Genomic DNA, 10,049 nt, shown 5'->3' with positions numbered 1-10,049 from the left:
TACGTCATTTGCCCAGGATAAAATCTATAAAAAAGACAAATCAGTTATCGAGTGTAAAATCACAGAGATCGGTCTTGATGAGATAAAATATCGTGAACCTGATATGCCAGAAGGACCAATCATCTCAATAGCAGTAGATCGATTGCTAAAAATTGAACTCAGCAATGGCCGTGTGATTGAGTTTAAAGACCCTTTGACTGACCCGGCCTCATATACCGATGACCGGAAATCAGCTATTAAACTAAATTTCTTTTCCCCGCTTTTTGAAAACCTTGCCTTCTCTTATGAGAGAAATATAAAACCCGGCCGAAGCTTTGAGTCTGAGTTGGGGATTATAGGTATTGGCTTTGACACAGATGAAGAAAGTAAAAGCAACGGTGCGTATGTATCGGCAGGTTATAAATTTATGAGAACACCTGACTTTTACACTACCAGATATAAATACGCCCATATACTAAAAGGCTCGTATATAAAGCCACAGCTACTTTTGTCAGTCTATAGAAATAGCTTCGAAGGCTACAGTTGGTTTTATAATCGCACCGTGAAGACAGAGAGAGATATAGTTGCAGGGGCTGTGGTGATCAACATCGGTAAGCAAATCATTTATGACAATTTCTTTTTAATAGATTTTTCATTTGGTCTGGGGTATGGCTTTAGCAACCAAAATACAATTGACAACTCAGATGTTTATGATTACCGGGCCAATCATTACGGATTTATACTTGGTGACTCTGCCACTCCGCTGGCGGTTACAGGCCGACTGAAGATTGGTGTATTACTCAAATAAATTGATTCACTATATCAGCGCAATAGTTGCCTTTTTTCCTGCATTGGGGACTGAGTTCTACAACTTTACATAGAGATTCTTAAAATCTAGCTTAAAACCGCTATCGGCAAGGTTTATGCAATTATTTTGGCATGAAAACGATAGCCAAAACCTTATTATTATTCTGCTCATTATTTGCCATTAATACCACGTATGGCCAGTCAGCAAAAACTGACTTACAAGATTTCATTAATTCAAAAGTGATTAAAAAATCTAATGAGCATGTCATCATAGCCTGCAATACAGATCAGGATTTTCTGGAAGAGAGAACAGTAAAACTTAAGGTTGAGAAAAAAAGAAACTACCCCGGACAATTGGGTTGCTGCAACTACGTGCAATGGCAAATGGTGGCCAATGGTAAGTTTATCTGGACCGATATGGATGTGTGTGACAGAAAATACGACAAATCATACTACACCAACATTACCACTGTAAATATAAAAAACAACGGGGATGAGCTGATCTTAGATTTAAAGCGTGATGGCGTAAGCTTCGTTTCGTACCAAATTTTAGAAAAAACGCAGGAACCTACAGTAAATGGTAAAGATTTAGTAGATGTAATTACACTTAAGCAGATAGCTAGTAGATAATCAAACAACACTTTTAAAATATAACCTCTGACCAAGCGAAAAAGGGCTGACTCCACGAGTCAGCTTTTTTTATTTGTCTGACGATTATCAGTTGGTGGGTTGACCCGCATCATCGTAAATATTTGCGAGGGCTTATAAATTTAAATAAAAAAAGGCCATGCAAAATTTACAGAAAATACTGATACCCACCGATTTTTCACCGGTGGCCGACAATGCACTTGTATATGCTATCAATTTGGCAGAAAATATCTGTGCACAGCTTTACATCCTTCATGTAAAAGACGAATCTGCGGAGCGTCAGTTTGACGTTGAAGAAAAGTTTAACCACATCAAACATCATTATCTTTTTAATCGAAAGCTAAATGTTGAATTTATAGAAAGAGAGGGCAATGTTGTCTCTTGCATAAAAGATACAATTGCTCAAACCAAAACTGACCTGACCATAATGGGCATCAAGGGGTTTGGAGACAGAGACCTGGTTATTGGCAGTGTTACTGCTGCGGTGATCGATTCCCCTCCATGTGCATTGGTGGTGGTTCCTCCTAAAAGCACTACGCTCAATCCAAAACATATTGCTATTGCTGCCGACTACCTGGCTATGCCTCAATCTTCAGAACTATATGTTATCAATTATATTTCAGAAGCATTTAACTCAAGGGTAGATATATTTCATGTAGACCAACCTGAGTTAGTGGCTGTTGGTGACGATAACGAATCCAAAATAAGAAAGAGCTATGACAAGCTATTTTCTTATAACCTGCACACCTTTAGCCAGGTAGAGGGGGAGCATCTGGTTAAAACAATTGCCGACTATGCGATTGGTAACGACATAGATTTACTTACCGTTTTACATAATACCACGAGACATAAAGATTCGCACCAACGTAGTGTTTCCAAACAGCTCGCATTTCTTGCTAAATCACCATTACTCATTATACCCGTAAAATAAAATGGAGTTATTCAACAAAATTATCGTCCCGGTAGATTTTTCTACCTGCAGTAAAAACGCACTAAATATAGCGGGTGACTTCTGCAAAAAGTATAACACATCTCTCACGGCCCTCAACGTGCTCAACATTGGTGACACCGTAGTTGGAGACGAAGAAAAAGCCTTAAGAGAAAATCGCGATAAGCTCGAAGCCTTGTGCATAAGCTTAAAATGTGATTACGACATTGAAATAAGAACCGGCTTGCCCTATGAAGAGGTGGTAAACATGGTGAAAGAAGGAGATTATAGTCTCTGCATCATGGGCACCAACGAAAAACATGGCATTTTATCTGAGCTTACCGGTACCGTAGCCTTAAAGGTCATGCAACATTCACCTATTCCGGTACTAATAGTACCTGGGAATAAATCGCTCAATCAAATAGAGAAAATTGCTTTTGCTACCGATTTTAAGAAGCTAAACGACAACAGCCTTTTAAATCATATTAGGGCCTTGAGTATCGCTTGTGATGCCGAGCTGCATTTGCTAAATGTTACAGAAGAGCCTGAAAAAGTAACAGCAGAAGAAGCCGATGAAGCCATGAACTTACATGAATATCTTTTCGATGTAAATCATGCCTTCTTTTTTGCGCAAGAGTCTGATCCTGTAGAAGGCATTATGAACTATGTGAAAAAGAAAGACATCGACATACTTGCCATGATGCCACGCAAGCATACATTCTTTCATTCGATCTTTAATGATAGTCTAAGCGAGCGCATTGCGATTCACTTATCAGTGCCACTATTCTCTATTCATGAATAGTAATTGGCAAGCATAGCACCGGAATATTTACATTAGCTATAATATTCTCAGTTAAACTCCCGGCCACAGCAAGGTCTATACCCTTGCGGCCGTGGGTATTCATAATGACAATGTCTACACCATAATCCTTGCAGTAGTTTGTAACGCCTGACTCAAACTGATAATCATTGTAGATTTGGGTATTTGTAGTAAAATCAAAATCGGCCTGGAAGGTTGATAAACGCTTTTGAATAACCCTTGTGGAGTTAAAGTTTAATGGGGTATTGATAAAAGCCAGGTTGAATCCGGCTTTAAATAACTTCACAAAATCAGTCACTGCAGGTTCCGTGCTTACATTCTCACGACTAAAATCTGATATAAGGGCTATTTTATTTACCTCCTTTATCCGCTCTTTGACCACAAGCACAGGAATCTTTGAAAACCTAACGACTCTTTGGGTATTGGTGCCAACAAAATAATCTTTGAGGTCATGGGCCCCATGACTACCCATAATTATCAGATCTATAGCTTCATCGTGAGCAAACTGATTGATAAAGTCTTTGTACTCATTATAGTGAATGTGAGATGACGTTTCTACATCTACCTTTTCGGCCTGTGACTTCCATTCTTTGAGCTTTTCTTCTATTCGCTCAACTTCTTTTGTAGTGGCAGGGTACATGCTTTGTCTCCTTTTGTCGTTGGAGGTGACCCAATCAATAGGCAAGGTCATTAGATGAAGGAAAACTACCTCTGCGCCAGATTTTTGAGCCATATCTATAGCTACATGAGAAGCATTTTGAGCACAATCTGAGAAATCTGTTGGAACTAAATATTTCATATCGATACAGTTTTTTTATTTCAATATCGCTATGTCAGCTCCTATAAGTCATGATGTGTATCAATTCGTCAACTGAAAAAAATCACCCTCTATGGGAATAACGGTAAAGTGGTGCCGCTCATTTGATGTAACAATTGTTACGCTACTGCACAATTCGGTCTGGTAAATTTGATACCTATTTAACCTGATAACCTAATGATGTATCGCTTTTCAATTTTCGTTACTTTATTGGTCTCATGCGCGCTGATACCTGCTAAGTCGCAAGACCACACGACCCAAACTCCAAATAAAAGAATTGCACTATACCTCGGCCATACACTCATACCTGAGGTGAGGTCAGAAAAACGATTTGTCATCCCTTCCTGGGGACTAGATCTTGATTATTGGTTTAATCCGAAAATTGGCTTAGGTCTGCATAGTGATATTGAACTTGAGACCTTTGTTATAAAATCAGAAAAAACTGAGGAATTGGAAAGAAACTATCCGTTGGTTCTGACTCTGGACGCTTTGTACAGCCCAATTGAAGGTTTGATTTTGCAGGTAGGCCCCGGAGCTGAAGTGGATCGACAGAAAAGCTTCTTTCTTGTAAGAATGGGCATAGAATATGAAATACAGCTCACTCATCACTGGGATTTGTCCCCCACCATATTTTATGATCACAGGATATATAATTTTAGCACATGGACCTTTTCATTAGGAGTTGGCAAACGATTTAATTAATTTCTATAAATCATCTGCAGGATGCTCAAAACAAGCAAGTATCGAGGGAGTGGTGCATTATGACATGTAATTGGTTAAAATACCATACTTAATCAACCATTTTGACAGGTGATACATCTCATAATATAATACGAGAAAAGTCAGAGTAGATGTTTTCAAACTAATCTTAATTGAGCCATGGATGTTCGTTTAAAATTTCTCGGTGGAGCGCAGACTGTCACAGGTTCTAAATACTTACTACAAACCACAGGTTTCACATTACTTGTGGACTGCGGTCTTTTCCAGGGTTTGAAAGAGCTTAGACTTAGAAACTGGGATGATTTCACTGAAGATGCTACGAAAATAGATGCTGTGGTACTAACCCATGCGCACATCGACCATAGTGGCTATCTGCCAAGGTTGGTAAAACAGGGTTTTAATGGCCCTGTATATTGCACCAATGCCACCGCTTCATTGCTTGACATCATGTTGCGTGATGCCGCCAAACTGCAGGAAGAAGAGGCTGAATTTGCCCGTAAAAAAGGGTACTCAAAGCATGACCAGCCCTTGCCGCTATTCAACACGACAGATGCAGAGACAGCGCTCAGTCTCATCAAATCTTTTGAATACGATGAAACAGTAGCACTTTGTAATCATATTTCAGCTAGTTTTTTTGACGCAGGTCATATTCTTGGCTCTGCAATTGTCAAGTTTATAATACAAGGTGACACACAGGAAAAATCTATTGTTTTTAGTGGAGACCTCGGCAGATATAATCAGCCTCTGCTACGAGATCCGACAGGCATAAATTCGGCAGATATTTTATTTATAGAATCGACCTACGGTGATCGCCTCAATACTTTTTCTGATATTGAAGAAGAGCTGGCAGAAGTAGTAAATGAAGCATTTAACAATGGAGGATGTGTGCTCATACCTTCTTTTGCTGTGGGTAGAACACAATTACTTCTGTATTATTTTCACCAACTGATTGAGTCCGGCCAAATTCCTGCATGCCCGATCTATATTGATAGCCCGATGGCCATAAGTGCCACCCAGGTACATAAGCTTCATAGAAAAGACCATAAACTCAGTGAAGGCCGTGAAGAGTCCATTTTTGACTTCCCGAACTTTAAATATTATCGTTCTCAGGAGTCTTCAGTAAATATCAACCATATCGACCAGGGGGCGGTCATTATTTCAGCCAGTGGTATGTGTACCGGAGGGAGAATTCTTCACCATCTGTACCACAGGCTACCGCGCAAAAATGATATTTTGTTGTTTACAGGCTATCAGGCAGAAGGCACCCGGGGCCGTAAATTATTAGAAGGTGATGACACCTCTCGCATATTTGGCATCGATGTACCTGTAAAATGCAACGTCAGGCATATCAATGGACTTTCAGCACATGCTGACCAGGCGGAACTGTTACAATGGGCAGGACAGCTCAAAGAGGCACCTAAGCTCACGTTTGTAGTGCATGGAGAGATTAAAAGTGCCATGAAAATGGCCAACGAACTGACGCATACAGTTGGTTGGCCTAATGTAATCATTCCCAATTACCTTGAATCATTCGAACTGTTTAAAGCTATTTAATATTCCTTCGGCCGAGATATCCACAAGACATCTTTCTCCTTACACGTAATTCCCACCTGCGTGGGAATCTCACATCAAATGGCTTCAAATCTCATTCAAGCACTTTTAAGCGACCATAATTTGCTTGCTTGCTTTTTGTGGTTTGGCAGATTTCGGAATCGTAATAGTCAACATTCCATTTGCCAATTTTGCCGAAATACTGGCTTCGTCAACATCAGCTCCCAGCTCAATTACCTGATCGGCAATTTTGTCCGGCACTTGCTTTTCTACAAATTTTTTATCCCCATTATTGTGACGTTTTCTTTGTGCTGAGATATAGAGAAATCCGTCTTTGAGTTCGATGTTTACATCTTTCTTTTTAAATCCCGGCATAGCCACTTCTACTTCTATGTGATCTCCTTTTGTACGAATATTGCGTGGTGGCATGGCCATCCAGCTGTCTTCAAAGGCATTACGACCTAAGAAGTGATCAAGATCAAACATGGTGGCATATCTATCTCCTATGCGATGAAAAGGCCCGGTACGTGGTGTTAATAGTCCCATGATTATATTGCTTTTTAGTGATACTCAAATCTACTTAGCATATAGATTTCTGTGAATGATAGGCATCAGCAGAGGCGCTGATTTTGATCAATTAAAAGACAAGCTTGGCATAAGCATGATTGGGCACTTTACTTTACTTACCAGCCCGTTATATTCATTGTCTGATTTACCCATAATTTGTTGGTGTATGTTTGTACACAGTATGATCAGGTCTATATTGAGCGGCTCAATACTCGAAATGATTCTATCTGATATAAAACCAACTTCTGAGTGAAACGAACATTGTACAGAAGAGTGCTTAAGCATTTCCTCCTCTATTTTTTCAAAAGCCATTTGGGCATTATTTTCCAGCATATGCTTAGCCTCCGCCAGATTGTGATTTGTGGCATCGGCACCAAACAGTCTGTAGGTATGCAAAAGGATTAAATCAGCACAACTTACCTCCGACAGTTTCACTACATAGTGTAGGGCCTTTACAGATGCATCTGAAAAATCGATAGGATATAAAATCTTCCTGAAAAGTTGCTCCTGAGCCATAATTAGAATTATATTTAGACAAGACCAAAGGTAGCCAGAAGTCTATTTTATATTCAGGATAGCGATCAAGAAGAATACTGATTTTTGTCACATTAACGATTACATGCACCAAATATGACCAATCCTTCAAGTAATGAAAGTGCTTTTAAAGCTATTTATGAAGCCTGCGAGGAAGGAATCATTGTAGTTAGAAAAAGCGGTATAATAAGAATGGCCAATAAAGCAGCACACCAAATTTTCGGTTACGATGCAAGTGAGCTTGAAGGAAAAACTATTGAAAACCTGATACCGGTTTCTTTACGCGATAAGCATGTAGACAATAGGCAAAATTATATGAAGCAACCAGAACCGAGAAGAATGGGCGCAGGCCGGGATCTCCTGGCTGTAAGAAAAAGTAAAGAGGAGTTTCCGGTTGAGATCAGTTTAAATGTAGCGGAGCTAAATGGAGAAAAGCATGTAATCGCTTATGTGATCGACATAAGTAAGAGAAAGAAGGTAGAGCGGGCACTTAAAAAAAGCGAAGAGCAGTTGATACTCTATGCTTCGCAGTTAGAAAAGCGAGTAAAGGAAAGAACCGAAGAGCTGGAAAAACAAATAATCGTAACACAGAAGGCTGAAAAAGAAGCTAAAACGGCTCTTGAGCGGGAGCGGGAGCTCAATGAGCTAAAATCTCGTTTTGTATCTATTGCTAGTCACGAATTTAGAACCCCCTTAAGCACTATATTATCATCTTCATCGCTGATTGCTAAATACAACACACAAGAAGGCGCACAGGAAAAGCGCTTGAGACATATCGATAAAATAAAATCATCGATCAGCAATCTAAACGGAATTTTAAATGATTTCCTTTCACTATCAAAACTAGAAGAAGGGAAGCTAGACATAGATGTTTGTGAAGTAAATTTAGTGGATGCTTGTAAAGAAGTAATTGAGGAGTTGTCTTCCATTATCAAGCCGGGACAGCAAATTAAATTTCAGTGTAAAGGTCACCCTCAAAGTATACAGGCCGATCCAAAAATCATCAAAAATATCGTAATTAATCTTACGAGTAACGCGATCAAATACTCTGAGAAAGATATACATGTCGGTTTAGATTTTGAGCGAGAAGACGAAATCTGCATTTGCATAATAGACCACGGCATGGGTATACCCGAAGATGACCAAAAGCATTTATTTGAGCGATTTTTCAGAGCCAAAAACGCCATCAATGTGCAAGGCACAGGTCTCGGGCTCAACATTGTAAAAAAATACGTAGAAATGCTTGGTGGGGCTATTAAATTTAAAAGCGAGCTAGATAAAGGCACGGAATTTCACGTGACATTCCCTAAAAATTAAGCCAGATGAAAAAAGTTTTGATTATAGAAGATAATGCAGATATAAGAGAAAATATTGCAGAGATACTCACGCTGGCAGACTATGAAACTTTGACAGCTTCTCATGGTAAAGAGGGTGTTGAGGTAGCTATGAACGAGCAGCCAGACCTGATCATTTGTGATATCATGATGCCTGAGCTTGACGGTTACGGTGTTTTACACATTCTATCTAAAAAAGAAAGTACCGCAAGCATTCCTTTTATCTTTCTCACAGCCAAAGCTGAAAGAGCAGATATGCGAAAAGGCATGATCTTAGGTGCAGACGACTACCTGACCAAACCTTTTGATGACACCGAGCTGCTTGACGCGATAGAAGCCCGACTCAAAAAAAATGATTTAGTAAAAAAGGAATATGCTTCTAGTGCTGATGGACTAAATTCTTTCATTTCAGATGCCAAGGAACTCCATGATTTTCTCAACATCGATACGCAAAAAAAACCGCGTTATTACAAAAAGAAGAATGACATTTACCGCGTAGGTGAGATGCCTCTTTTTATATACTTTATCGTCACTGGAAAAGTAAAAACCATCAGAATCAATGAAGATGGCAAGGAGCTCATCACCGGCATCTACACCAAGGGAGACTATTTTGGTTATGAATCTTTACTGAAAAATAAAGAACATACCGATAATGCGGAGACCATGGAAGACTCCGAAATTATTGTAATGCCTAAAGATGAGTTTTTTCAATTGGTGTATGGCAACCGTGAAATTGCCAAAAAATTTATAGAAATGCTCTCCAACAAGGTGGATGAAAAAGAAGAAAATCTATTACATCTGGCCTATAACTCGGTAAGACAACGAACCGCTGAAGCGCTACTCAGCCTTAATGATAAGTTTAATCCAGAAAACGAAAAGCATGTCTCGCTTACAATATCTCGTGATGACCTCGCAAACATGGTAGGCACTGCCACAGAGTCAGTTATAAGAGTAATTTCTGACCTAAAAGAGGAGGGCATATTGAGTGTGCAATCTGGTAAAATAGTAATCGAGGACACCGATAAGCTCGAGCAGATCAAGAAGTGGCATGTAGCAAGATAGGATCGCTACTGCTGCTCGCTAATGGCAATTACCAAATGTAGTTTAATAGAGATACTTTCTTTGACTTTTACTATCCCCATCAATGCAGTGGGTGGCTCTATACCGAAATACCTCATGTCAAAATCAGATGACAAACTTACCTGAATATTGTGTCATCTTTTGTAACCTTTTGTTACACAATGATAGTACCCAAAGCAGCACATGAATATGACCTGAATCAGGTTAGGTAATGACTTTAATTAGGTGATATTTTACTCAAGGAGGGCTACAGGGGCGTTTTTT

The 10,049-nt window shown here is 39.4% G+C and carries 10 protein-coding genes and 1 pseudogene; 8 read left to right on the top strand and 3 right to left on the bottom strand.

What is annotated here, in order from left to right:
• The 4 genes and pseudogenes from E1176_RS20695 to E1176_RS12050 all read left to right on the top strand — a co-directional run.
• A pseudogene (locus tag E1176_RS20695) lies at window positions 1-787 on the top strand (hypothetical protein); the annotation flags it as partial.
• 131 nt (window positions 788-918) lie between these two features.
• Window positions 919-1,416, top strand: a complete 498-nt coding sequence (locus E1176_RS12060; protein ID WP_155210891.1) for a hypothetical protein — start codon at window positions 919-921, stop codon at window positions 1,414-1,416.
• A gap of 157 nt (window positions 1,417-1,573) precedes the next feature.
• On the top strand, window positions 1,574-2,365 hold the full coding sequence (locus tag E1176_RS12055; protein ID WP_155210890.1) for a universal stress protein: 792 nt from the start codon (window positions 1,574-1,576) through the stop codon (window positions 2,363-2,365).
• Between the two features lies 1 nt (window position 2,366).
• Complete coding sequence (locus E1176_RS12050) at window positions 2,367-3,164, top strand: universal stress protein (protein WP_155210889.1); 798 nt, start codon at window positions 2,367-2,369, stop codon at window positions 3,162-3,164.
• Here the strand turns inward: E1176_RS12050 and E1176_RS12045 are convergent.
• The gene (locus tag E1176_RS12045; RefSeq protein WP_155210888.1) at window positions 3,151-3,981 is read right to left on the bottom strand and encodes a universal stress protein; all 831 of its coding nucleotides are present in this window, start codon (window positions 3,979-3,981) and stop codon (window positions 3,151-3,153) included. The two genes, E1176_RS12050 and E1176_RS12045, sit on opposite strands and share 14 nt — an antisense overlap.
• A 195-nt stretch (window positions 3,982-4,176) precedes the next feature.
• On the opposite strand from E1176_RS12045, the gene E1176_RS12040 reads away from it, so the two are divergent.
• Entirely contained in the window at window positions 4,177-4,701 is a 525-nt protein-coding gene (locus E1176_RS12040; RefSeq protein ID WP_155210887.1) for a hypothetical protein, read from the top strand.
• Between the two features lie 177 nt (window positions 4,702-4,878).
• Window positions 4,879-6,273 carry an MBL fold metallo-hydrolase RNA specificity domain-containing protein gene (locus E1176_RS12035; protein ID WP_155210886.1) on the top strand — a complete coding sequence of 465 codons (1,395 nt, stop codon included), beginning with the start codon at window positions 4,879-4,881 and terminating at the stop codon, window positions 6,271-6,273.
• 105 nt (window positions 6,274-6,378) lie between these two features.
• On the opposite strand, the gene E1176_RS12030 is transcribed toward E1176_RS12035, so the two are convergent.
• Window positions 6,379-6,816 carry an Hsp20/alpha crystallin family protein gene (locus E1176_RS12030; protein WP_155210885.1) on the bottom strand — a complete coding sequence of 146 codons (438 nt, stop codon included), beginning with the start codon at window positions 6,814-6,816 and terminating at the stop codon, window positions 6,379-6,381.
• An 87-nt stretch (window positions 6,817-6,903) separates the two neighbouring features.
• The gene (locus tag E1176_RS12025) at window positions 6,904-7,353 is read right to left on the bottom strand and encodes a universal stress protein (protein ID WP_155210884.1); all 450 of its coding nucleotides are present in this window, start codon (window positions 7,351-7,353) and stop codon (window positions 6,904-6,906) included.
• A 114-nt stretch (window positions 7,354-7,467) separates the two neighbouring features.
• Between E1176_RS12025 and E1176_RS12020 the strand changes: the two genes are divergently transcribed.
• On the top strand, window positions 7,468-8,688 hold the full coding sequence (locus E1176_RS12020; protein WP_155210883.1) for a PAS domain-containing sensor histidine kinase: 1,221 nt from the start codon (window positions 7,468-7,470) through the stop codon (window positions 8,686-8,688).
• A 5-nt stretch (window positions 8,689-8,693) separates the two neighbouring features.
• Complete coding sequence (locus E1176_RS12015; RefSeq protein ID WP_155210882.1) at window positions 8,694-9,767, top strand: response regulator; 1,074 nt, start codon at window positions 8,694-8,696, stop codon at window positions 9,765-9,767.
• Window positions 9,768-10,049: the final 282 nt, after the last annotated feature.

Source organism: Fulvivirga aurantia (genome assembly GCF_009711475.1).
Taxonomy (GTDB): domain Bacteria; phylum Bacteroidota; class Bacteroidia; order Cytophagales; family Cyclobacteriaceae; genus Fulvivirga; species Fulvivirga aurantia.
The sequence above is the reverse complement of the archived record's forward strand: the minus strand, read 5'-3'. Positions and strand labels throughout refer to the sequence as shown.